We start from the raw sequence: 21791 nt of genomic DNA, 5'->3' as shown, positions 1-21791 counted from the left end.
CGGATGCTGGCCTTGCTATGGATGGTGAACTGCATTCGCTATATCCAAAATGAAGATGTGCAGATATATTCGCACACGATCAACTTCGGGCCTCTTTTCGGCCGTAAATCAGACGCCGAAAATGCCGCCGGGATAGGATGGACCGGCGTGCTGTTTTCATTGGCTGAGAACCGCGTTTTCGGGACTGTTAAGGATGTAGAGGCCGCAGGGCTGTTCGATGTGCTGCTCCTGCTCTATAACGAACATTTGAAGGAGGGCAGAAAATGAATATCCGGGAGCTGAAACAATATTTTGCCGGTTTTGTCGCTGCCAGTGATGAGCTGACCGGGATGATCTTCGCGGTCAATGAGGCGCATGCCGTGACACGATTGAACGGAAAAAGCGGCGTGCAGCTGCTCGTCACTTTTCCCTCCTCCGAAGTCGTTGGCCCGGCCGATAACGGAGTGCAGGTGCACTCTCTGCTACTGATGGTGCTGGAGAGGAGTAACAGCCAGTCGAAGACTGATGAGGATGAGTTCGAGCAGTTCGCGCGGTTGCGGGAGATGATCGAAAAGGTGCGGCAGCGGCTGGCCGAGGATTCTTCCCGGAGCCGCCGCCCGTGGGCGCGGCTGTCGATACTCGGAACGCGCATCGAGCCGGAGTTCAATCTGAAAGACTGGAACAGCTGGAGCTGCGATGTCGTTTTCTAACGTGAATCCGTGTTGTGCGAGCCGTCCCCAAAGGACGGCTTTTTTACAGTTCAAAATTGAATGGGGAAAATATTTTTGATAGTAAATATACGAATCATTTATTTGTAAGCGTTCGTATTTTTACTATCTTTGTGGTGTCAAACAACACGAACGAAGATGAGAAAGACAGTAAAGCAGATGATCGAGATCATAGAGGCTGACGGCTGGTATCTCGTGGCCCAGCGGGGCAGTCATCGCCAATACAAGCATCCGACTAAACCGGGACGGGTCACGATACCGGACCACGGCAAGAGCCACGAGCTCGATCATATGCTGGTAAATTCGATTTTGAAACAAGCCGGGCTGAAATAGCCCGGCACATTGGGGACAGATATGGAAAAGGTAATTGTTGAAGTAAACTATACCGGTAAGAATTACGGTGCGCACCTGCCTGAATTGCAGGGCGTGGTCAGTACCGGCGAATCGCTCGAAGAGGTGGTTCGGAACATCCGGGAGGCTGTGGATTTCCATCTGGATGGAATGCGCGAGGACGGTGCCGCGGTACCGGCGGTGTTCGACGGCGAATATGAGTTCGAGTACCGGCTGACCACGGAGGCGCTGCTTCATGCATACAGCGGGATATTCACGAAAGCGGCGCTGGCCCGGATCACCGGCATCAATGAACGCCAACTGTGGCACTACGAATCGGGTATTCGGAAACCACGTCCGGCTCAGCGCAAGCGCATCGAGGACGGCTTGCATAAACTGGCCGCACAGCTCTTGTCTATCACTTTGTAGCGTGTTGTTTGACAGCTGCTCCTGCGGAGCGATAGGCTCGCCGCCACCCTTACCGGTGGCGGTTTTTTTATTGTCCTAAACTGGAAATGTGCTACTTTTGAATAACCAATAATCTACGAGCTATGAGAAAAACGCTACTATTTATTGCAGCATCCATTATCACCCTCTCATCATTTGCTCAAGGAACCACAATATTGAGATATGTCGAGGTTGTACCGGTTGAAGGTGCTTCTGCTGATGCACTGTATGATCGCGCCGAAGTTTGGGTATCTCAGGCATTTCAAAATCCTGCTAAGGTTATGAAATATCAAAATAAAGAGAATCACCAATTAATTTTGAACCCACTTACTCAATTTAATTTCTCCAAATTCATTGGGTCGGAAGGTGTCAAAGGGACAATCGAGTACACGATTAAAATAAATACTCGTGAAGGACGCTATCGTATAGAAATTACCGATTGTTACCATCATGGTAAGTTGTATAGTTTTGGCTTATTGACTTCGGATTCAGTGCTAACAGAAAAGAAATTAAGGGGCACCACGTTGAAGTGGGAGCAAAATGTGTGGACCGAGTTGTTGTCTACTATGAGAAAAGAAATGCTTTTACTTACTTCATCATTGAAAAACACCATGATGATAAAAGATGAAAGTCGATCTGAGGATTGGTAATAATCTTACCAGGCGCGAATATTCGCGCCTCTACATTAAAACTTATGAGCAAGAAAAGAACAGTTCAGGAACTATATTCCTCTCTTTGTAAAGATGCTGAGAATATAGAACAGGAATTAATAAATTCAGGAAGTGACAGAGCTTGCGTTATTGTAGGAGCAGCAGTGTTGGATGATCTTTTGGAAATGTTATTTCATGTTTATTTTTCAAACTCTCCCTCAAAGAATGATGAAAACCCCTTTGTTAATAATGGGGCATTGAGTACTTTCAGTTCAAAGATCAATCTTTCATATTTGTTAGGCCTTATCTCGTCTGATGAACACAGGAAGCTTACCTATATACGTAAAATTAGAAATGAATTTGCTCACGGGGCTTGTGTTCATACGTTTCAAGGAAACAGAAATGTCGAAAATTGGATAAAGGAAATCATAATTAGTGATAAATTAGGGTATATACATAAAGTAGGAAAAACAGGCCAAGCATTAACTCACATAGTACAATCTAACCCTTTAAGAAGTGAATTTATAATATGTGTAGTATGGCTTGAGAATATGATTCGATGCCGCATAATGACAGCTTGGCACAAAAAAAATCAACCGGCAAAATCTTATACTAATGCAGTTGAGCCGATTGATACTTTTATTGCAGTTATTAAACTTGATATTGAAAAATTGAGACAATCTGGAGAGCATGAGAAAATTCAACAAGAAGAAGCTAAGATCATAGAATTGCAAAAAACTAAATTTGCTATATTAGAAGCAATGAAAAAAGCAGGTCTTCTCGACGACGAAGAATATTACAAAGCGCGAGATTCGCGCCTTTAATTCAAAATACTTATGAGCAAGAAAAACAAAACTCATGAGTTGATGGCTGACATTTTCCAGAACTCTAACAAAATAGAAGACGAACTAATCAATGTTGGAAGTGACAGAGCTTGCGTGATTGTAGGAGCCGCGTTATTGGAGGATGTTTTGAGGGCTTTATTAGCAGAATATTTTACTCATAAAGCTGACTCTAATAAACTATTTGACCATTCTGGTGCGCTCGGCACATTCAGTGCAAAAATTGAATTATCTTTTCATTTAGGTTTAATTTCTGATTATGAGTATAAACTTCTTAATAAGATCCGTGACATCAGAAATCGGTTTGCTCACCGCACTTGTATGTCTTCATTTCAGGATGATCCAGGCATAAAGGATGAAATTACGGCAGTATTAACCATTAATGATAAATTGTGGTTTAGGCTTAAACTTGTGCATGCAGATGAAGCGTTGGTTAAAATTTCATCAGACAATCCTTGGAAGAGAGAATATGTCAAGTGTATCCTTTGGCTTCGATTGGCGTTATATCATCGCATTATCCATGCCAGACATACCATACCAGAACCTGTAACTCCATTTGTAGATTCATTGGATATGCAGGAGTTTTTGTGTAACTCTGTCGAAAGCTGGATAAACCGGTGTAACATAAAAATGCAAGATCTGCGGGAAATGCGAAATTTTGCATCGGAAAATAATGGAAGTCAAGAATTGGCATCTAATATAGAAACAAATATATCATTATGTAAAAAACAAATTAAGGAGAATAAAGAACACCTTTCTATTTGTCAGAAAATTAAGAAATTAATACATGAAAAAATGATAGAGGAAGGGCTACTTGATAATAAACAATGACGAGTAGGGTGTGAAAAATTTTGAGGCTGTGTGTTGGGTGAGTCAAAAAAATCACCATCTTTGTAACGTCTATCATTCTTAAGGGGCAGTGATGCCCACCCTTTTCAAGCGGTGGATTTTTTATATCCATACGTGACATATTGACGCTTCGGCGCATTTCTCCCGTGCAAATGCTGTAATGGCTTTGCAGCCCCTTAAGGTGATAGACGACGGGTAAGGGATGCGCCGTTTTTTTGTGTCCCAAATAAAAGTCTATCACCATGTTAAACAAACCAACTCCGCAGGGGCCTCCTGCGCCTGAGCTTGCGATGCTTATCACCCGGCTCGAACAGATCAGAAACGATTTTTTCAACTGCATTCCGGACGACGATTCCGCTGCCGGGGATCAGGCGTTATTCGAGAATGCCATCACCGACGCGCAAGACGCGATCGGAACCTTTATTACAAAGGGCATCATCGCCGATGCGATCTCTAAAGCAAGGGAGGAATAGCCATGCAGACAACAACAGTTACTGCGGGCGCATGGCATTCCGCGTCGCATTCCGCGACCGTTTACTTCGCCGGTACCGGCGAGCTTCCCGCGGCTTCGGTCCGCATATCGGGCAATAGCCGGGCGCAGCTTTTCCGGACGATCTTCGACCGGCACGCATCGCGCGGGTACCTGGATGAAAGGATCACCGTCCGGATGGGCGGCCGCCTCTACTCCTGGGACCCGCTCCGGGCGCTGACCTGTTTCCACCGCCGGAACCCGGACTTTTCCAACCTGCTCACCCTTAAAACGAAGTAATCATGGACGAAAAATATATCCTTGTCTATCGTCTCGAGGGCGATAGCGTTGCCGAACTGGAACGGTTGGCCGCCGAGCTGGAAAGCGTGGCCGGGATTCAGCCTGAGTGAGTACATTCAGAAACCCGACGGGAATATTATCCCCATGAAGTAACGGCTATGGAGGTCGGGATTCTGATCGCCCTGGCGGCGGTCGCTGCCTGCTTAGCGACATACCTACCCCGGCGGAAGTGATCCGCTGGCACAGAGCATCGAGGCTCCCGGAAACGGGGGCCTTTTTTGTGTCCTTTCCTGCGCCGGAGGCTTCTGTTTCTTTGCGGTATGGACTTAATAAAGCGTGAATTTGTCCGGCGCATTCTTTCGGAAGAGGGCGACCGGCTGGTGAAGAACCAAGGTGTCGCGATTCGCAAGCAGCTCGAGTTCCGGACCGGCGAGCTGGAGAACACCCGAACGACCTCCGTCGAGGGCGGCGAGGATCTCGACGGTAAACTGGTGTTCTCACACCCGATACATGAGCGATTCCTTGACATAAAGCGGCGCGTGAAGCGCAAACGGGGTGAGGGCACACGCATCAAGTACGGGTATCGCATTCATGACCGGTTCGTGTTCGGCCACTATGGGAGTATCGCGAACCGCCTGATGAACGAGTTCATCGAGCAGATGGCCGAGGGGATACGCCGGGAATTTGAACAGCAAATGAAGTAAAGGGCATGGCAAAGAAACTACGAAGCGAGGACCTTGTGCTGAACGTCATCGTGAACGGCGATCAGGGCAGGGCCGAGATGCAGAAGCTCGAGCGGCAGATCACCGACCTCGGAACGGCGAACGAGCGACTGGAGCAGAAGCAACGCAAGCTGGAGGCGGCCGGTAAATACGGCAGTCAGGCGTGGCTGAAGAACAAAGCGGCTATTGACTCGAACAATGCCGCGATACAGATGGCCCGCGACCGGCTGGAACAATTGCGCAAGGGTCTTGATTTGACCAATATGAGTATTCGCGACCTTCAACGTGAACAAGGACGGCTTCAGCAGTTATTACGCAACGCAACTCCGGGGACGGAGAATTTTGCCAAATACAGCGCTCAGTTGAAGCAAGTCAATACTCGTCTTTTGGAACTGAACGGCAAAGCCAAATCAACAGGTCTCTCCTTATGTAAGGTTGCCGACGGCTTGAATCGGTATATCGGGATTGTGACGGCGGGCTTTGCCACCTTTGCCATGTTCGTGTCCGGAGCGCGTGCCGCCGGTAATGCCTATGCGCAGCTCGACGACAAGGTGGCCGACGTGATGAAAACGACAGGGCTGGCGCGTGAGGTCGTTTATGATATGAACGAGAGCCTGTTGAAAGTCGATACCCGGACGGCCCAGTTGGAGTTGCTCGGTTTGGCACAGCAGGCCGGAAAGCTGGGAATCAGCGCCCGGCGCGATGTGGAGGATTTTGTGCTGGCGGCCGACAAGATCGGTGTCGCACTGGGCGAGGACTTCGGCGACAAGGATGAAGCCATCCGACAGATCGGCAAAATCGTGGACTTGTTCAAGGTCAAGGAGGAGTTCGGCATGGGCGACGGGATGCTGAAGGTCGGCTCGGTCATCAACGCGTCGGGCGCGGCGAGTACCGCGAACGAGGGCTATATCGTGGACTTTACCAAGCGGCTCGGGGGTATTGCGGTACCGGCGAAGATGAGCGTAACGCAGGTGGCCGGACTGGGGGCGACGCTGGATGCCCTCGGTCAGACGTCCGAGGCTTCAAGCACTGCCGTCGGCCAGGTGCTGACCGGTATGTTCCGGAAGACTTCGGAGTATGCGAAGGTGGCGGGAATGGATGTGAAAGCGTTCAAAAAGTTGATGACGGAGGACATCAACGAAGCCTTCATCAAAGTGCTGGAGGGGATGCAGGGCGGCGGCCTCGACCGTGTGGTGGCGATGCTCGGCGATCTGGGCGAAAATGGCGCTCGCGTAACGACTGCACTCGGTACGCTGGCGAGCAATACGCAGAAGCTCCGGGAGCAGCAAGCGCTGGCGAACGATGAATTTGTGAAAGGGACTTCGGTGCTGAACGAGTACGAGACGAAGAACAACAGCGCGCAGGCTGTTCTCGAAAAGGCGCAGAAGTCTTTCCAGAAACGCCTTGTAGAGCTGGGCAAGAGTTTGCAGCCGCTGATGACTTATACTACCACAGGTTTCGCCACGGTGGTCAAAGTATTCAAGGAATACAAAGATATTATTGTATCGGCGGCAATCGCTGTCGGAGCTTATGTCGTGGTGGCAAAGGCTTATGCTTTGTGGACGACCCGTGCGACTACCGGAACGCTCTTGCATACCGCCGCGCTGAAAGCCCGGATTATTTGGGAGAAAGCGACTGTGGCGGCGATGCAGCTGCATCTCGCTATGAGCGCCCTCCTCACCGGCAGCCTGAAAACGGCTCGGATAGCCATGCTCGCTTTCGCGAAAGCGACTCTTCTATCTCCGGCAGGAATCATCGTCACGCTCACGGCCATTATTTATGCCGTGACGAAACTCGGAAAAAGTTATGACGCTGCTGCCCGGTCTGCTAAGGATATGTCAGACGTGACGGTGAAAGCGGGGGATTCGTACATGAGCGAGAAAGTTAAGCTGGAACAGTTGCTGAAAATAGCCTCCGATAAGGCGGCCTCCGATCAAGCCCGGAAAAAGGCTATCAAAGAATTGCAGGCAGCCATTCCTAACGGTATCGATCTGATTAACGAGGAGACTATTGCAACAGGCAAAGCGAAGAAAGCCGTGGACGATTACTGCGATTCTTTGATGCTTCAGGCGAAGTTGGAGGCGGCAAAGGAGAAGCTGATCGAGATTGAAAAGGAGCGGCTGAAAGCGTTGGAAAATGGGGAAAGAACGAATGTCTCCTCATGGCAGTTTATCAAGGCTGTATTCACTACGAATACACTCAGCGATTATGTGGAGGAGAACAAACGTGAATTTGATGAAAGGTACGATCATCGACAGAGCCGAATGTCGGCCTACATCGAGGACTTATATCGTGAATTGGCAGATCAGGAAGAAACAAAAAACATACTCGGAAACGGTAACAATCCGACCACGAACGACACTGATGGCGGCGATGACAAGGCGAAAGACTGGTCTCTCGATAACGACGAGGCATTCATGGGCAAGAAGATAGTTCTGAAACGTAAGCTGTGGCAAGGGGAGATCGCGACCGAAGCGGAGTACAACCGCCGGTTGTTCGTGCTGGAGATCCAGACCCTCGAAAAGCGGATCGCCGCCAATAAGGAGAAAGGCACAGACCTCGCCAAACTCGAAGAGCAGCTGCTCGATAAACACTACCAGCAGCATAAGGCCGCCCGCGAGCGGGAGCAGAAGCTGCGCGATATCGCCTCGCAGGGCGACAGTGCCGAAGACAAGGAGAACGACGCCTACGAAAAGCAACTCCGCGACCTCGGCTTCTTCGGTCGGGAACTCGATGCGATGACCGCCGACGAGCAGGCCGCCTACCTCCAGCTGAAACGGACCCACTACGAGAAACTCAGCGCCCTGTACATCGATCCACTCTCGAAAGAACTCGCCTCGCAGCAGAAAGCGATCCAGCGCAAGGCCACCGCCCTCAGGCAGGAACATAACGACGAACTGGCTGCCGCCACGACTTTCGAGCAGAAGAAAGCCCTCTTCAAGAAATGGTACAGCGACGAAGAGTTGCGGCGCGTCAAGACCGACAAGCAGCTGAAGAAGCAGTACGCCGCCGAGGAGCAGGCGGCCATGAAAACAGACCTTGAAAAAATGCTGTCCACGTATCAGGCCATCGCCGACGAAGTGGGCGAAACCGGTCTGCTGGCCAACGGCGTCGCCGCAACGGAGGAGGATAAGGAAAGACTCCAAGCCATCATCGACGACCTCAAGAAGCAGCTGGCCGAGCTGGGCGCCACCCCTCCGCCTACCCTCGGCGGGGAGGATAAGGATACGAAACGAAGAGATGTCGATATTCTCGGCATGACCCGCGACCAATGGGACGAGATGTTCAAGAACCTCCAAGAAGCGGAAGATCGGGCCGGTGCTATTGGCGGCGCCTTTTCCGAAGCCTTCGGCTCGGTGAACCGGCTGATGACCGCGATGGAGGAGCAGGATTTGAAGAACTTCGAGAAGCCGCAGAACAAAAAGAAAAAGCAGTCCGAACGGCAGCTCAAGGCCGGGACAATCTCGCAGGAGCGATACAACGAATCCGTGCAGCGCCTGGACGAGCAGACCGACGCCAGGCGCGAGGAGATGGAACGCAAGCAGGCCAAGCGGGAGAAAATACAGGCAGTGTTCAACAGTCTGATCAATACCGCAGTGGCCGTCACCGCTTCGTTGCCGAATATCCCGTTAGCAGTTACCGTCGGTGTACTGGGTGCTGTCGAGACCGCCGCAATCCTCGCCACCCCGCTGCCCGGCGCCGAAAAGGGCGGCCTGATCGGTGTCGAACGGGAACAGGACGGCAAGCATTTCAATGCCGAGTTCTCGCCCCGCAAGCGCGGGTACGTCCACCGGCCTACCGTGATACAGACCACCGGCGGCCAGCCCGTGCTGACCGGCGAGGCCGGTACCGAATACGTCGTGCCGAACGACCTGCTTCGGGTACCCGAGGTGGCCGGTATGGTGAACATGATCGAGTCCGTCCGCTTGTCCGGTGTCTTCCGCCCCGTAAACCTTCCCGCTACGCTGGCCGCCTCCGGGATGACGGTGACCGGTCGCGCCTCCGGCGGGTACGTCGGCCGGGATTCCTCGGCCTCCGCGGGCACCGGTAATGAATCGGTCGGTGGAAACCCGTCCGTCTATGACGACAGCCTGTTGCGGGAGGTAAAAGAGGTCGTCGGCAAACTCAGCAAGCAGTTGGAGAAGCCGATCCCCGTGGCCGTCTCCGCCTACGGTCGCGACGGGATATTCACCATCCAGAAGAAGATCGAACAGCAGCAGCGCCGCGCCGGCATCGGCGGGCGGGTCAAATAATCCGATTCAATAAGAGACACCATGCTCCAGATATTTACAGACAATCAGCCGACCGACCTGACGGACGATATCAGCATCGACCTCGTGTTCGAGAATCCCCTCTTCAACACCGAGCGGATTCCGGCCACCTACTCCCTGAGTTTCGACCTGCCGCTGACCCCGCGCAATCGGCAACTGTTCGGGAATCCCGACCGCATTGCGGCCGCAGGCAACCGTTTCCGGGAACGCCTCGCCCGGATCCTCTTCGCCGGCAGCGATCTCGATGCCGGGGTACTGACCGTCGAGGAGGTCTCCGACGTGCTCACCGTGAACTTCAGCGGCAGCGTGCTTTCGGACTACATCAACCGCAAGATGTACAACGCCCCGCTGGGAGAGATCGAACTCTCCTACTATACCAGCGGGAACGACAGCACGGCAATCGCACAAACCGATTACGACGGGCGGCTTCGGGAGTGCCTGCGAGATCCGAATGCGCCGTATGTCGCCTGCCCTCTGGCCGTGAAGGATTCCGGAGAGGCCGCGGAACGCGATCCGAACAATCCCCAAGATCAGTACCTGACGACGCGAAAGTCATTCGTAAACTTGACGGACAAAAGCGGTGAGGGGTATTTGCACTATTTGACCGGCGGAGGCGGGTACCTGCTCAAGATACTCCCGGCGGTCAAGGTATGGTACCTTTTCGATCGGATATTCGGCGACAAATTGGATCGCAATGTCTTCCAGGAGGGCGAGTGGACGAAGCTCTGCCTGCAAACCCTCTGGCATCCGGAGTACAAATTGACCGACAACCTGCCGCCGTGGCGTTCCGAGATGCGGGACGGGGTGAATAAGAAGATTATCCGGTGGGCCGACTTCGTCGTAGAGCTGCTGAAACTGCCCGGTTGCACGATGTTTATCCGGGGCGACCATTTCTCTGTGGAGTATAACGATGATATCCTGAACCGGAAAGTCTACCGCGATTTGCAGTTAGAGGACGGATATACCATCAGCCGGGAACCGGGGCAGAAGTATGTGCTGGGCTATTCGAACACTGGTGACAACGAGCAGGCCGATGTGGAACTTCGGGAGGCTCCGAGCGTGGTCGAGGGCCTGAAATACATGGACGGCGAGAAGCGGGTGACGGCCTTTCGCAGCCAGCGTCCGCCGCAGGTGTTGCAGGCCGACAGCGAGGAGGTGCCGCACCTGACGGTGGTCAAGGCGTATCGGGCAGCGGAGGAACCGGAGGAGTCGGACGAAGAGGACGAGGCTTCGACCTACGATATGACCATACAGGCGGAGGCGGTACAGTGCAACGTCCGGCGGTGGTGGTATGAGGACGCGGATTTGGAAAGCAGTACGTTGGAGCGATTCTATATTCCCGAGATCGAGAGCAAGCGACCGGATACGATCTTGCTGGGGCTATTTCAGGGGATGCAGCGGCATATTCGCTATTCCGGTGTGGGATTCCTCTATTCTTACCTATCGGGGACGAATTACAATGCCTATGGGGAGCGACTGGGCGATCTGTCGCCGGACATCGATACGCTGTCGGGTCTGACGCAGCGGCACACGGCTTTCAAGGCGTGGATCGAGCAAGACAAGGTGGTCGTGACGGGCAATACCTTGTTTACGGCGCGGGATTTGGCGGAGCTGGACTTGCGGGATAAGTTCGTGTTTCGCGGCTGGCGCTTCTTTATTCGCTCGATGAATGTCTCGCTCAAGAAAAACGCCATCGACCCCGCCGAGGTCGAACTGGTAGAGGTGTAAAGGAATGATACGATATTCCGTCTAAATTATCGCAGATTCACTGCTTAATCGTATTTATCAACACTGAATGTTTGTTATTCAACTTTAAAGTTGCAATTTTGGTATTCTATTTGCGTTTGGTTAATACGTTCGATACCTTTGCAAAAAGAAATTGCGAATGGCGACTAAAGATGAAGTGGAATCTTTTTTGGCAGAGTTACATGCCAAGTTAAAGATTCGAGATGTGATTTATAAACCGCGAGGTAAAAATCAACAAACATTGCTTGATTTGGAAATCACTTCATTGCAGAGAACAAAAGAGATCGAATCTCTGACGGTATCCGATTATTCGGAAGGGCCGTTGGATGAGATTTTGGATAAAGGTACTGATATGTGGGTCTTCGGAATCAATATCAAAGGCAAGGAAGTGTACATTAAGTTATCGAAAGGGATTCCGGATGGCCCGGTTATTTGTCATTCGTTCCATGTGGCAGAACACAAGATGAAATACCCTTTCAAAAAATAGAGTTATGAAAAGCCCATTTACCGGAGGGGAAGTTACCCTCAAGCAAGAAAAACGGGAATTTGTTTTCAGAAAGGAGAAATTCACGATCGTTAATCATTATTATGTATGTAACGATACGGGAGAAGATTTTACAACGACGAAACTCGATGAATTGAATATCAACCAAGTGTACAATCAGTATCGGGTGAAATACGGTATTCCGTTTCCGGATGAAATTACAGCCATTCGGGAACAATACGGATTGTCTGCAAAGAGAATGTCGCAGATTTTAGGATTTGGAGATAATCAGTATCGATTGTACGAAAATGGGGAGATGCCGAGTGAATCGAATGGGAAACAGATTGCCAGTATAAAAGATTGCTGCGTTTTCCGTGCTTTAGTTGAAAGGTCGAAAAATCAATTTACCCAGGAAGAATGGAAAAAAATCGAGACCAAGCTCAACGGTCTAACCATAATCAATTTTGAACCTGATTTACGATATGATATCTTCGGAAAGCAGGAACGGTCTGAATACAATGGATTTGTAAAACAGTCTGTCGATAAGGTCATTAACATGATTGTGTTTTTTACACGAAAAAGTGGCGGTATCTTTCCGACCAAACTGAACAAATTAATGTTCTATTCCGATTTTTTGAATTTCAAATTGTCGGGAGTTGGGATTAGTGGACTTACTTATCGAGCCATCAATCATGGGCCTGTACCTGCAAAATACAGTGCCGCTTATGAAACTATTGAGCAAGTGACGAAAGAATTTGTGCAATTTTCGAATGGTATCGAGGCGGAGAAATTGACGACAACAACTGATTTTGATGCCACTGTATTCAGTGCGCAAGAGTTGATCGTGTTGGATTCAATTTATGAACAATTTAAGAATTATACTGCCGGCGAAATATCAGAGTTGAGTCATAAAGAAAACGCGTGGATTAAAAATAATGAGGATCGGAAAATCATCAACTATTTCGATGCATTTGAATTGAAAGGGATCAATATTCCAGTACTGGAATAATTCGATTTTCGATTATTGATGAAAGCCTCGTATCCAATTTAGATACGGGGCTTTTTTGTCCTTTTTGGGGGATAGTCATCCCGGTACTTTTGCAGGAAACAGGAGAGTATCGGGATGTCGAATATCATACAGCAACCGCAGGAGTATAATTTCGCAGGGAATATTAAAGATATCGTTCTGATGTCGGCAGGCCCCGTGACCTTCTCCGTGCCCCTGCTGTTGGAAGAGTGCTACTATCCCGACTCCGAAGGGCATATTACCATTCCCCTGCGGGCCTTTTTCGAAGCCCACCTGCACGCCCCGGCCTCGACGAGATCCCCGACGACGGACTGCCGCTCGCCCCCTATACCTACTACTTAGACGGCGTGGAGGCCGGCAGCTTCTATGTGCTGCTCGGCGGCGTGGCCACGGGAAGCCTCGACACCCCGCTATTCCTCAAGAGCAACTTCCTGACCTGGCAGCCCCAGACCCGGTATGTTACTTGTCATGAACCCCAGTGGCTGCGGTATGTCGCTTTGCAAGCCTGCTCCGTTCGGGTGAAAGGTTACTTCGCCGATGGCGAACCTGTCACTGTTACGCTCAAGGAACTGGCTGAAAAGAGGCAGTACAGCCTTGACCTGAACTACGGGCGGATTCGGGCTTCTTCGATAAACAGCCTACCTATTACGATGTGTGGGTGGAGGCCGGCGGCGAGCAGCTGAGCTTCGTGCAGCGGTACGTGTTACGGTCGGATGACGACGAAGAGACAGCCGACTACTTCGTCTTCGAGAACTCATTGGGCGGTTACGACACCATCCGCTTTACCGGCGACCGCAAAGAGGTAGCCGAAGCCGAAAGCCGGAACGCCGTCTTCGACGGCGACACCAACGAGTATGGCGTGGATTACTCCAAAGCGTGGACGAAGTACACTGGTTACCTACCTGACGAGCGGACGCGACTGTGGGTGCTGGAGTTTTTCAGTAGCTGCCGCCGCTGCCACCTCGCCGCCGCTTCGCTGGAGTGCATCTACGTCAGCAAACCAAAACTCGAGGCCACCGCCGGTGAGGCCGCCGGGTATGAGTTCACCTTCGCCTACTCCCACCAGTCCAGGTATCTGAACATCGCCCGCGACGAGCTGCCGGAGCGGCTGGAGATCGTGGGACCGGGTGACGAGCTTTTTTTTGACGCCCGGCTTAACGAATTTCCGCTGCTCGATCCCGATCAGGATGTTTTGATTCCGGCTCAATACGCTTATAGTAAGCAATGGGGAGTGGTCCCCGCTTCGGCCCTCGGCGGCGGAACCGGAGGTGGCGGCGATATCGTCACCGGTATTCCGCCCATTCACATAGACCGTGCCGGACGTGTTGTCCGTATCTCCCACGACATCCCGACACTTCCCGATCCCAACGGTTTCAACCGATACGGCAATACGGACGAGTGGGGCCATATCGTCGAAGACTACCACCCGTGGGGCGGTCGTGCGGATCACGACTTCGCCGTTCGGGATATTGCCGGCCGCGACCTGTCGCTAATCGGCCGGATCGGCCACCCGGAGTATATCCCCGGTGTCTTCGGCCATGTTTGGGGCGGCACGCCGGAGGGTGATTTCTGGCTTCGGACGCTCGGTGTGAGGGACGGGATTACAACGACGGAACTCATATATAACCGGCAGTCGGTCGAAGGGATATCAAGTATTTCACCGACGGTATCGGTGTCGATGGAGTGAGCGACACCGCCCGGCTGACTGATCCGCAAGGCCGGCTGCTGGTCGATCCCCACCGCATCGGTTGGCTGATGCCGTTGGGCAAGGACCTTTACCATATCACCCCACGGCATAACGATGGCGAAACGGGTGTGTCGTTTCGGGAAGACGACTTGCTGGTCGGCTACTTCCGGCACGACGGACTGCTGCCGACGGCAACCTACCTGCGTGTGCTGACGGTTTTTCCGGACGGTTTTGTGGCCCGCCTCGAGGAGGGGCTGCCGCCGCAACCGCACATGATCCTCGCCCGGCGCGGGAACTACACCGATTCCGCCCGGCAGAACTCTATCTACGTGGATGGGAAGACGGGAAAGATGGTCTTTCTGCGCGGGGTGAATGATACCATTCTGCGCCCGCACAACACCGCTGTGCAGGTCGGGTATATCGGCGATGTGGTCGATGCGGACTTCCCGGACACCGCCCCTGAGGAGGTCGGTCTCTATACGCAGAATATCCACACGAGGGGCGACTTCGTGCTACGGAACGGCAAGGATGTCGCGACCGAGTTCTCGATGACCGCCGGGCGGATCGAGTCGGCCGTGTCGAGCATCGAGACCCTCGACGGTCGGGTGACACAGGAGGTGTCGCAATTGGTACAGACCGCTTCCGACCTATCGCTCTCGATCGGCAACCTCTCGATGGATTTGAACGGCCGTATCGACGCGGCGGAGTCGCGGATCACGCTTAATGCCCAGGGGATCGAGCGGAAAGTGAGCCTGAACGGTGTGATATCGACGATTAACCAGAGCGCCGAAGAGGTGAAGATCGAGGCGAACCGGATTCGGCTGGTAGGCTCGACCTCGCTGGAAGGTATGCTGACCGTAGAGGGGCGCATCAAGGCCGAGTACATCGACGTGGACAACCTAACTGCCCGGCGGCTGCGGACGGCAGAGAGCGGTGCCCGCATCGAAATCAATCACGAAACCGATGTCATCTCGGCGTTCGACAGCCGGGAGATCGAGACTTTCCGACTCGACGGTTTGTCGGGGGACTGGCTGGGAGCCCGGTTGCACCTGGGTATGAGTGTGAATAGTATGGATCTGACCGGCGAAAAACTCGTGTTCAAGGACGGACGTTTGTACCAGAACATCGTTACCGGAAATTCGATCGAGCTGCGTAACGGTACCGGAGAGACATCGTTCTTTCTGCGGGCCGGCGAAGGGATCGGTTCCGACACCGCTTTAGGGCCTCTCCTGCGACTGGCTACTGTTCCCGGCGAATATTCGACAGTCAATTTCGGTGCATTGCACAGCCGAAGCGGAAAGGAGGGGAACTGGAAAACACTTTATATAGACACGGATACCGGCGATATCCGCTGGGGATAAAAACGGACAATCAATAACTTAATCGTATGGAAAGCATAGACTTGAAAATTACGGCCACCGAAACGGTCACTCATGCCAACTGCGAGTTGCACGGGCGACGGTATCTCGTCAAGTACGCTTGTGTCAATGGCGGTCAACCTTCGACGATCGACCTTTCGGTACAGACGCTTCGGCCGGACGGTACTTTCGAGCAGTCGGGGTATGCCAGGCAGGCCGACGGCCGGTTGATTTTGAACCAAGTGGCTTCGGTGGCCGACGACGCTTATATGCAGATCGCGGCCGATATTCGGGTGATTGTCAAAACATTGAAAGGGGACGATGGGTACGACGAATAATATAGGGACGAACAATCCGGTGGACGGGGTTCGTGTCTTCGACAATCTGAACCAGCTGGCCCAGGTCGTCCTCGAGACGCTGGTTCTGATCGGGTCGGAGCATTCCGGTGCGATCGGCAAGTGTACGTTGCAGGATATCCGGCAAGCGCTGACCGCCGTGTTGGCCGAGAACGAGTTGGGATTTCCGACCTCGGCCACCGTCGCCGCTGCTTTGAAGCCGAATGACGAACACCGGCAGGTGCAGAGATTCACATTACGGACGAAGAGCGGACGCGGTGGGATAATAAGGCCGAAAAAACGGCTGTCGAGGCGGCTTTGCGGTCGGCTAAAGATTACGCCGATTTGGAAATACGGAAACTGTCCGATGCCATGATCTTGGCGGTCGAAGCGGCCGTCCGCGAGGCTAAGGATTATGTACAGACAGTTGTCGGAGCACTGGTGGACAATGCCCTTGAAGCGCTCGATACGCTGACCGAACTGTCGAAAGCGTTAGGCGATAATCCGAATTTTGCCGCCGACGTAGCGGTCGAGTTGGGTAAGCGCGTCACGAAAGAGGCGCTGGTCGAAAAACTCGCCAACTATGTTCCGAAGAACGGCGATACCACCGTGAACGGGATATTGACCGCGACCGACTTTAAAATCCCCTAATCGTATGGCATTGACGTTACGCGATATCATCGCCTCGAACGCCTCTTCCGGGCTACCGGGCGGCGGGGTGTGGCTCTACACCGCGGCTGCGCCGACCGAGAACCGCAGACGGGATTCTGAGGCGGCAACGGGGGCAGTTGTTAAGTTTTACTTAAATACTGAAACTTATGAAACACTTTACCATCGCCGAGCTGTGCGCCTCGGACACAGCCCGGGCACGGGGCATCGACAACACGCCGCCGAGCGGGATGATACTGGCGCTTACTACATTGATTGAAAAACTGCTCGACCCGATCCGCGAAGCATGGGGAGGGCCGATTACCGTGAACAGCGGCTGCCGTTGCCAGAAGTTGAATATGACGGTGGGCGGTGCCGCCACCTCGCAATACCTGTTAGGCGAGGCGGCGGATATTGCGGTGGGGTCGCAAGCGGATAACCGACGGCTGTTCGAACTGGTCGTCTCGCTCCAAAAAGAGGGAAAGATCGCATTCGACCAGCTCATAGATGAATCGAATTACAAGTGGGTTCACATCTCCTACCGGCAGGGACGGAACCGTGGGCATGGAGGCGGTACAGATGGCGCATGTAAAATTCTGCGTACATTTTATTCCCCTTTCTATTCCCTTTAAAAATAAAGCAGGCTGGTAATCAAATGATTATCAGCCTGCTTTGTGCCCAGGACAGGAATCGAACCTGCACGCCTTGCGGCACACGCACCTGAAACGTGCGCGTCTACCTATTCCGCCACCTGGGCATATAATGATGTTATGAACGGTGCACCCTTTCGAATGCGGAGACAAAAGTAGGGTGTTTTTCCGAATCCTGCAAGCGTATTGCGAAAATATTCCGAAAAAAATATCGCAAAAAACGCCAACCTGCTCACCGACAATTTCTAAGAGCGAATCTGCCCGGCTTTATCCAAGGTCGGTCGATATCCATATCTTTAAGCGGCCCTGCGGCGCCGCTCGGCGCAGGGAACCGGGACTTTCTCAGCCTAAAGGGTGAAAACACTTGAAAATCAAGTGTGAAAATAAATATGTATTCACCTAAAATACGGCAAAGCCCGACAAACTTCCCGAAAGGACTATTCCGGCCTGGACTTTCCCGCCTGAATCGGCCGAAGTGCTTTGAAAATCGAGCATGCATAAATCAAGGTAACGTCGTAAATACCCGCCTTTTAAAAAATCTCTTTCAGTTCCAGCAGGCTCCGCACCTCGTGCAGCGGATGCTGGTCGTGTTCCGCCCCCGACGGATTCACGAACACCGACGGCATCCCCACCGTCGAAGAGCCGTAAATGTCCGTATAAACATCGTCCCCCACCATGATGCACTCCGACGGCCCCACCTCCGCCTTGCGCATCGCATACTCGAAAATCCCCGGATTCGGTTTGCCGATCCCCGCGAATTCCGAAGTCGTGATCCGCCGGAAGAACTTTTTCAGTCCGCTGCACTCCACCTTGCGGAACTGCACCTCGTTGAAACCGTTCGTGATGAGCGACATCGGATACCCTTTGTCGTACAGGTATTCCAGCACCTCCTTCGAGTGCGGCATCAGCGCGTTGAACGTCGGCGAAATGCGCAGGTACTCGTCGCTCATGTCCATCGCCAGCCGTTCGTCGCGGATCCCCGCCGACTCCAGCAGGCGCACGAAACGCTGGTTGCGCAGCGTTTCCCGGTTCACGATGCCGTCCCGGTACTCCGTCCACAACCTCTGGTTGATCTCGCGGAACGTACCGTAATAAGTGTCGAAATCCGGATAGTGGGCCGCCATGCCGAAAACGGAGAACAGCTCCCGCTGCGCCGACTCCTGATTGCTGCGGACATCCCAGAACGTGTCGTCCAGATCGAAAAAAAGATGCTTGTATTTCATAGGGACTGGCTGATAATCGCCCTGCAAAAATAGGCAAAATCCGCGGAAAAACCCGGCCGGAATGTCAGGCCCTCCCGCTCCGCCGGATGACAGGAAAGACTGACATTTTGGCAAAAAGACGTTTTGGCACAGCGCTTGTTAGTTTACCGAAACGTCGAATTTGAATCAACAAAATAAAAACACAGACAATATCATGGGAAAAATCATCGGTATCGACCTCGGGACCACCAACTCTTGCGTAGCCGTCATGGAAGGCAACGAGCCTGTCGTGATCCCCAACAGCGAAGGACACCGCACCACGCCCTCCATCGTGGCTTTCACCGAAAGCGGCGAACGGAAAGTGGGCGACCCGGCCAAACGTCAGGCCATCACCAACCCCAAACGGACGATCTTTTCGATCAAACGGTTCATGGGCGAAACCTACAGCCAGGTGGGCGACGAAATGAAACGCGTGCCGTATGAAGTGAAAGACGAGCACGGCGTGCCGCGTATCGCCATCGACGGACGGCTGTACAGCCCGCAGGAGATCTCGGCCATGATCCTTCAGAAAATGAAGAAAACCGCCGAAGACTACCTCGGTCAGGAAGTGAGCGAAGCGGTGATCACCGTGCCGGCCTACTTCAACGACTCGCAGCGTCAGGCGACTAAGGAGGCCGGCGAAATCGCCGGGCTGAAAGTGGCCCGTATCATCAACGAACCGACGGCCGCCGCGCTGGCTTACGGTCTCGAAAAGTCCGACAAGGATATGAAGATCGCTGTCTATGACCTGGGGGGCGGTACGTTCGATATTTCGATCCTCGAACTGGGCGACGGCGTCTTCGAAGTGAAATCGACCAACGGCGACACCCATCTGGGCGGCGACGACTTCGACCACGTGATCATCGACTGGCTGGCCGAAGAATTCAGCAAACAGCACAACGTGGACCTGCGTAAAGACCCGATGGCCCTCCAGCGGCTGAAAGAGGCCGCCGAAAAGGCCAAGATCGAGCTTTCGAGCGCCACTTCGACCGAAATCAACCTGCCGTACATCATGCCGATCGACGGCATCCCGCAGCACCTGGTGACCACGCTGACCCGCGCCAAATTCGAGCAGCTGGCCGACAAACTGATCCACGCCACCATCGAACCGTGTCGCAAAGCGCTGGAAGACGCCGGGCTGACCGCTGCGCAGATCGACGACGTGATTCTGGTCGGCGGTTCGACCCGTATTCCGGCCATCCAGCAGGTCGTCAAGGAATTCTTCGGTAAAGAGCCGTCCCGGAACGTCAATCCGGACGAAGTGGTCGCCATCGGCGCAGCTATCCAGGGCGGCGTGCTCACCGGCGAAGTGAAAGACGTGCTGCTGCTCGACGTGACCCCGCTTTCGCTCGGTATCGAAACCATGGGCGGCGTGATGACCAAGCTGATCGACGCCAACACCACCATCCCGACCCGCAAGTCGGAAGTGTTCAGCACCGCGTCGGACAACCAGCCGTCGGTCGAAATCCACGTCCTGCAAGGCGAACGCCAGATGGCCCGCGATAACAAGACCATCGGCCGGTTCCACCTGGACGGCATTCCGGCCGCGCCGCGCGGCGTGCCGCAGATTGAAGTGACCTTCGACATCGACGCCAACGGCATTCTCAACGTTTCGGCCAAAGACAAAGGCACGGGCAAGGAACAGAGCATCCGGATCGAAGCCTCGTCGGGGCTGACCGACGCCGAGATCCAGCGCATGCGCGACGAAGCCAAGGCCAACGAAGCCAAAGACAAGGAGGAACGCGAACGCGTCGATAAGATCAACGCCGCCGACTCCCTGATCTTCAGCACCGAAAAGCAGCTCAAAGAGTACGGCGACAAGATCCCGGCCGATAAGAAATCGGCGATCGAAACCGCGCTGAACGGTCTGAAAGAGGCCCATAAAGCCCAGAACCTGGCCGACATCGACAAATATTCCGAAGGGCTGAACGCCGCATGGCAGGCCGCTTCGCAGGATATTTACAACGCCGGCAACAACGGTGCCGCCGGCGGCGCCAACCCCGGCGCAGGCTCGGCAGGCGCGGGTTCCGCATCGCAGTCGCAGCAACCGGAAGACAACGGCCCGCACGACGTGGAATTCGAAGAGGTGAAATAACGTCCGCGAGGACATCCGACCAAGGGGCCGCCCCTCCAATCGACGGAGGGGCGGCCCTTTTTTCGTCGCGGATATTCCGTTCATCGGGCAACCGACATTCCGGGAAATTTCGCTATACCGTCGTTTTTTTTCAAACGCATCGCTTTTTGTCGTAAAAATGGCCCCATATTTGTTATATATCAGAGGAAACGATCTATTCGATTGTTTTACAAATAATTGACAACTATGATCCTGATGAAGCAAAATAGGTACGCCCCGGTTTTTGAAACGAATGTCCGCGAATCCCTCCATATTTCCAGAAAACGCCTGGCCGAAGCGGCCGGATATTTCGAGCGGGGAGACTACGCCCGCTCTTTCCTCCTTTTCAGCCGTTCGGTCGAAGCGGGCAGCCGTGCGGGCCGGGCCGGCGACCGGATACGTCCGGCGGACACGGGCCTGGTCGCCGACCAAAGCGAAGCCCTGAACGGACTGCTGTTCGCAGTCGGCCCGGACGACGAGAAGCTGGATATCCTCTATGACTTTCTGACCGACTCCGGGCGGAAAACCGCCGAAGCGCAGGGCCGGCGCCAGGTATTCCTCTACCGCCGGATGGTGCTGGAACACATCGCGGGGATCGGCTGCCGCCCCCTCGCGCAGGAAAGCGCCGCGACTTCCGAAATGCCGAAAGGCTCCGCGACTCCCGACGCGTTGGAAGAACGGCTGAACTTCGGGTTCGCCCTCTCCGCCTATCTGGAAACGTTCATCGCTTACCAGCGGTGGTGCCTGGATTTCGAGGAAAACAGCCAGCCCCGGATGCGCCGCTCCCTTGCGGCGGGACGGAGCGTCCCGGCCTGCGCGAAAGCGTAAAACCGTCCGGGACGGTACGGCGTATGGAAACGACGAGTTTCCATACGCTTTTTTTGAGCGGATTCGGAACGGGAAAGGGAACGGCGC

The 21791-nt window shown here is 53.4% G+C and carries 25 protein-coding genes and 1 tRNA gene; 24 read left to right on the top strand and 2 right to left on the bottom strand.

Features of this window, described 5'->3' with window-relative positions:
- Nucleotides 1–3: 3 nt before the first annotated feature.
- The 22 genes from RIKMI_RS0103810 (at nucleotide 4) to RIKMI_RS12945 (ending at nucleotide 17504) form a co-directional block, all read left to right on the top strand.
- Nucleotides 4–267 carry a hypothetical protein gene (locus tag RIKMI_RS0103810; protein WP_147288432.1) on the top strand — a complete coding sequence of 88 codons (264 nt, stop codon included), beginning with the start codon at nucleotides 4–6 and terminating at the stop codon, nucleotides 265–267.
- Entirely contained in the window at nucleotides 264–689 is a 426-nt protein-coding gene (locus tag RIKMI_RS0103805; protein WP_027290502.1) for a hypothetical protein, read from the top strand. The genes RIKMI_RS0103810 and RIKMI_RS0103805 overlap by 4 nt, the downstream gene beginning before the upstream one ends.
- 156 nt (nucleotides 690–845) lie before the next feature.
- Nucleotides 846–1040, top strand: a complete 195-nt coding sequence (locus RIKMI_RS0103800; protein WP_027290501.1) for a type II toxin-antitoxin system HicA family toxin — start codon at nucleotides 846–848, stop codon at nucleotides 1038–1040.
- Between the two features lie 21 nt (nucleotides 1041–1061).
- Nucleotides 1062–1466 carry a type II toxin-antitoxin system HicB family antitoxin gene (locus tag RIKMI_RS0103795; RefSeq protein ID WP_027290500.1) on the top strand — a complete coding sequence of 135 codons (405 nt, stop codon included), beginning with the start codon at nucleotides 1062–1064 and terminating at the stop codon, nucleotides 1464–1466.
- A gap of 122 nt (nucleotides 1467–1588) precedes the next feature.
- Nucleotides 1589–2134 carry a DUF4468 domain-containing protein gene (locus RIKMI_RS0103790; protein ID WP_027290499.1) on the top strand — a complete coding sequence of 182 codons (546 nt, stop codon included), beginning with the start codon at nucleotides 1589–1591 and terminating at the stop codon, nucleotides 2132–2134.
- A gap of 44 nt (nucleotides 2135–2178) precedes the next feature.
- The gene (locus RIKMI_RS14845) at nucleotides 2179–2958 is read left to right on the top strand and encodes a hypothetical protein (RefSeq protein WP_147288433.1); all 780 of its coding nucleotides are present in this window, start codon (nucleotides 2179–2181) and stop codon (nucleotides 2956–2958) included.
- 12 nt (nucleotides 2959–2970) lie between these two features.
- Nucleotides 2971–3807, top strand: a complete 837-nt coding sequence (locus RIKMI_RS0103780) for an MltR family transcriptional regulator (RefSeq protein WP_027290497.1) — start codon at nucleotides 2971–2973, stop codon at nucleotides 3805–3807.
- A 260-nt stretch (nucleotides 3808–4067) separates the two neighbouring features.
- Entirely contained in the window at nucleotides 4068–4298 is a 231-nt protein-coding gene (locus RIKMI_RS12950) for a hypothetical protein (RefSeq protein ID WP_037291458.1), read from the top strand.
- A gap of 2 nt (nucleotides 4299–4300) precedes the next feature.
- Complete coding sequence (locus RIKMI_RS0103770) at nucleotides 4301–4594, top strand: hypothetical protein (RefSeq protein WP_027290495.1); 294 nt, start codon at nucleotides 4301–4303, stop codon at nucleotides 4592–4594.
- A gap of 320 nt (nucleotides 4595–4914) precedes the next feature.
- Entirely contained in the window at nucleotides 4915–5298 is a 384-nt protein-coding gene (locus tag RIKMI_RS0103760; protein WP_027290494.1) for a hypothetical protein, read from the top strand.
- A gap of 5 nt (nucleotides 5299–5303) precedes the next feature.
- Complete coding sequence (locus RIKMI_RS0103755; RefSeq protein WP_084135164.1) at nucleotides 5304–9569, top strand: phage tail tape measure protein; 4266 nt, start codon at nucleotides 5304–5306, stop codon at nucleotides 9567–9569.
- A gap of 21 nt (nucleotides 9570–9590) precedes the next feature.
- A complete protein-coding gene (locus RIKMI_RS0103750) occupies nucleotides 9591–11315 on the top strand; it encodes a hypothetical protein (protein WP_027290492.1) in 1725 nt (574 codons plus the stop codon).
- A gap of 157 nt (nucleotides 11316–11472) precedes the next feature.
- Entirely contained in the window at nucleotides 11473–11820 is a 348-nt protein-coding gene (locus tag RIKMI_RS0103745; protein ID WP_027290491.1) for a hypothetical protein, read from the top strand.
- Between the two features lie 4 nt (nucleotides 11821–11824).
- Complete coding sequence (locus RIKMI_RS0103740; RefSeq protein ID WP_027290490.1) at nucleotides 11825–12826, top strand: type II toxin-antitoxin system antitoxin SocA domain-containing protein; 1002 nt, start codon at nucleotides 11825–11827, stop codon at nucleotides 12824–12826.
- Between the two features lie 114 nt (nucleotides 12827–12940).
- Nucleotides 12941–13186 carry a hypothetical protein gene (locus tag RIKMI_RS0103735; RefSeq protein ID WP_027290489.1) on the top strand — a complete coding sequence of 82 codons (246 nt, stop codon included), beginning with the start codon at nucleotides 12941–12943 and terminating at the stop codon, nucleotides 13184–13186.
- 5 nt (nucleotides 13187–13191) lie between these two features.
- Entirely contained in the window at nucleotides 13192–13527 is a 336-nt protein-coding gene (locus RIKMI_RS0103730; protein ID WP_027290488.1) for a hypothetical protein, read from the top strand.
- Nucleotides 13497–14531: a hypothetical protein gene (locus RIKMI_RS0103725; protein WP_147288434.1), complete on the top strand. Its 1035-nt coding sequence runs from the start codon at nucleotides 13497–13499 to the stop codon at nucleotides 14529–14531. Before RIKMI_RS0103730 ends, RIKMI_RS0103725 begins: the two co-directional genes overlap by 31 nt.
- The gene (locus tag RIKMI_RS0103720; RefSeq protein WP_027290486.1) at nucleotides 14528–15892 is read left to right on the top strand and encodes a hypothetical protein; all 1365 of its coding nucleotides are present in this window, start codon (nucleotides 14528–14530) and stop codon (nucleotides 15890–15892) included. Before RIKMI_RS0103725 ends, RIKMI_RS0103720 begins: the two co-directional genes overlap by 4 nt.
- Nucleotides 15893–15918: 26 nt before the next feature.
- Nucleotides 15919–16227 carry a hypothetical protein gene (locus RIKMI_RS0103715; RefSeq protein ID WP_027290485.1) on the top strand — a complete coding sequence of 103 codons (309 nt, stop codon included), beginning with the start codon at nucleotides 15919–15921 and terminating at the stop codon, nucleotides 16225–16227.
- Nucleotides 16211–16600: a hypothetical protein gene (locus RIKMI_RS0103710; RefSeq protein WP_027290484.1), complete on the top strand. Its 390-nt coding sequence runs from the start codon at nucleotides 16211–16213 to the stop codon at nucleotides 16598–16600. Before RIKMI_RS0103715 ends, RIKMI_RS0103710 begins: the two co-directional genes overlap by 17 nt.
- On the top strand, nucleotides 16570–16875 hold the full coding sequence (locus tag RIKMI_RS0103705) for a hypothetical protein (RefSeq protein ID WP_147288435.1): 306 nt from the start codon (nucleotides 16570–16572) through the stop codon (nucleotides 16873–16875). Before RIKMI_RS0103710 ends, RIKMI_RS0103705 begins: the two co-directional genes overlap by 31 nt.
- 167 nt (nucleotides 16876–17042) lie before the next feature.
- Nucleotides 17043–17504, top strand: a complete 462-nt coding sequence (locus tag RIKMI_RS12945) for a D-Ala-D-Ala carboxypeptidase family metallohydrolase (protein WP_084135163.1) — start codon at nucleotides 17043–17045, stop codon at nucleotides 17502–17504.
- A 43-nt stretch (nucleotides 17505–17547) separates the two neighbouring features.
- On the opposite strand, the gene RIKMI_RS0103695 is transcribed toward RIKMI_RS12945, so the two are convergent.
- Together RIKMI_RS0103695 and RIKMI_RS0103690 are read right to left on the bottom strand one after the other, a co-directional pair.
- Nucleotides 17548–17629: transfer RNA gene (locus tag RIKMI_RS0103695), tRNA-Leu, on the bottom strand.
- 423 nt (nucleotides 17630–18052) lie between these two features.
- Nucleotides 18053–18745 (bottom strand): YjjG family noncanonical pyrimidine nucleotidase, encoded by a 693-nt coding sequence (locus RIKMI_RS0103690; protein WP_027290482.1) that lies wholly within the window; start codon nucleotides 18743–18745, stop codon nucleotides 18053–18055.
- Nucleotides 18746–18938: 193 nt separating this feature from the next.
- Between RIKMI_RS0103690 and dnaK the strand changes: the two genes are divergently transcribed.
- Together dnaK and RIKMI_RS0103680 are read left to right on the top strand one after the other, a co-directional pair.
- On the top strand, nucleotides 18939–20858 hold the full coding sequence (gene dnaK, locus RIKMI_RS0103685; protein ID WP_027290481.1) for a molecular chaperone DnaK: 1920 nt from the start codon (nucleotides 18939–18941) through the stop codon (nucleotides 20856–20858).
- 225 nt (nucleotides 20859–21083) lie between these two features.
- Complete coding sequence (locus RIKMI_RS0103680) at nucleotides 21084–21704, top strand: hypothetical protein (protein WP_027290480.1); 621 nt, start codon at nucleotides 21084–21086, stop codon at nucleotides 21702–21704.
- The last annotated feature ends 87 nt before the right edge of the window (nucleotides 21705–21791 follow it).

It is taken from the genome of Rikenella microfusus DSM 15922, from assembly GCF_000427365.1.
Taxonomy (GTDB): Bacteria; Bacteroidota; Bacteroidia; order Bacteroidales; family Rikenellaceae; genus Rikenella; species Rikenella microfusus.
The sequence above is the reverse complement of the archived record's forward strand: the minus strand, read 5'-3'. Positions and strand labels throughout refer to the sequence as shown.

What these genes read in the sequence shown, in the direction of transcription:
- RIKMI_RS0103805 (WP_027290502.1), top strand. Translation starts at nt 264, where the DNA reads ATGAATATCCGGGAGCTGAAACAATATTTTGCCGGTTTTGTCGCTGCC.
- RIKMI_RS0103715 (WP_027290485.1), top strand. Translation starts at nt 15,919, where the DNA reads ATGGAAAGCATAGACTTGAAAATTACGGCCACCGAAACGGTCACTCAT.
- RIKMI_RS12950 (WP_037291458.1), top strand. Translation starts at nt 4,068, where the DNA reads ATGTTAAACAAACCAACTCCGCAGGGGCCTCCTGCGCCTGAGCTTGCG.
- RIKMI_RS0103735 (WP_027290489.1), top strand. Translation starts at nt 12,941, where the DNA reads ATGTCGAATATCATACAGCAACCGCAGGAGTATAATTTCGCAGGGAAT.
- RIKMI_RS14845 (WP_147288433.1), top strand. Translation starts at nt 2,179, where the DNA reads ATGAGCAAGAAAAGAACAGTTCAGGAACTATATTCCTCTCTTTGTAAA.
- dnaK (WP_027290481.1), top strand. Translation starts at nt 18,939, where the DNA reads ATGGGAAAAATCATCGGTATCGACCTCGGGACCACCAACTCTTGCGTA.
- RIKMI_RS0103740 (WP_027290490.1), top strand. Translation starts at nt 11,825, where the DNA reads ATGAAAAGCCCATTTACCGGAGGGGAAGTTACCCTCAAGCAAGAAAAA.
- RIKMI_RS0103790 (WP_027290499.1), top strand. Translation starts at nt 1,589, where the DNA reads ATGAGAAAAACGCTACTATTTATTGCAGCATCCATTATCACCCTCTCA.
- RIKMI_RS0103760 (WP_027290494.1), top strand. Translation starts at nt 4,915, where the DNA reads ATGGACTTAATAAAGCGTGAATTTGTCCGGCGCATTCTTTCGGAAGAG.
- RIKMI_RS0103810 (WP_147288432.1), top strand. Translation starts at nt 4, where the DNA reads ATGCTGGCCTTGCTATGGATGGTGAACTGCATTCGCTATATCCAAAAT.
- RIKMI_RS0103745 (WP_027290491.1), top strand. Translation starts at nt 11,473, where the DNA reads ATGGCGACTAAAGATGAAGTGGAATCTTTTTTGGCAGAGTTACATGCC.
- RIKMI_RS0103680 (WP_027290480.1), top strand. Translation starts at nt 21,084, where the DNA reads ATGATCCTGATGAAGCAAAATAGGTACGCCCCGGTTTTTGAAACGAAT.
- RIKMI_RS0103780 (WP_027290497.1), top strand. Translation starts at nt 2,971, where the DNA reads ATGAGCAAGAAAAACAAAACTCATGAGTTGATGGCTGACATTTTCCAG.
- RIKMI_RS0103795 (WP_027290500.1), top strand. Translation starts at nt 1,062, where the DNA reads ATGGAAAAGGTAATTGTTGAAGTAAACTATACCGGTAAGAATTACGGT.
- RIKMI_RS0103710 (WP_027290484.1), top strand. Translation starts at nt 16,211, where the DNA reads ATGGGTACGACGAATAATATAGGGACGAACAATCCGGTGGACGGGGTT.
- RIKMI_RS0103755 (WP_084135164.1), top strand. Translation starts at nt 5,304, where the DNA reads ATGGCAAAGAAACTACGAAGCGAGGACCTTGTGCTGAACGTCATCGTG.
- RIKMI_RS12945 (WP_084135163.1), top strand. Translation starts at nt 17,043, where the DNA reads ATGAAACACTTTACCATCGCCGAGCTGTGCGCCTCGGACACAGCCCGG.
- RIKMI_RS0103800 (WP_027290501.1), top strand. Translation starts at nt 846, where the DNA reads ATGAGAAAGACAGTAAAGCAGATGATCGAGATCATAGAGGCTGACGGC.
- RIKMI_RS0103690 (WP_027290482.1), bottom strand. Translation starts at nt 18,745, where the DNA reads ATGAAATACAAGCATCTTTTTTTCGATCTGGACGACACGTTCTGGGAT.
- RIKMI_RS0103750 (WP_027290492.1), top strand. Translation starts at nt 9,591, where the DNA reads ATGCTCCAGATATTTACAGACAATCAGCCGACCGACCTGACGGACGAT.
- RIKMI_RS0103770 (WP_027290495.1), top strand. Translation starts at nt 4,301, where the DNA reads ATGCAGACAACAACAGTTACTGCGGGCGCATGGCATTCCGCGTCGCAT.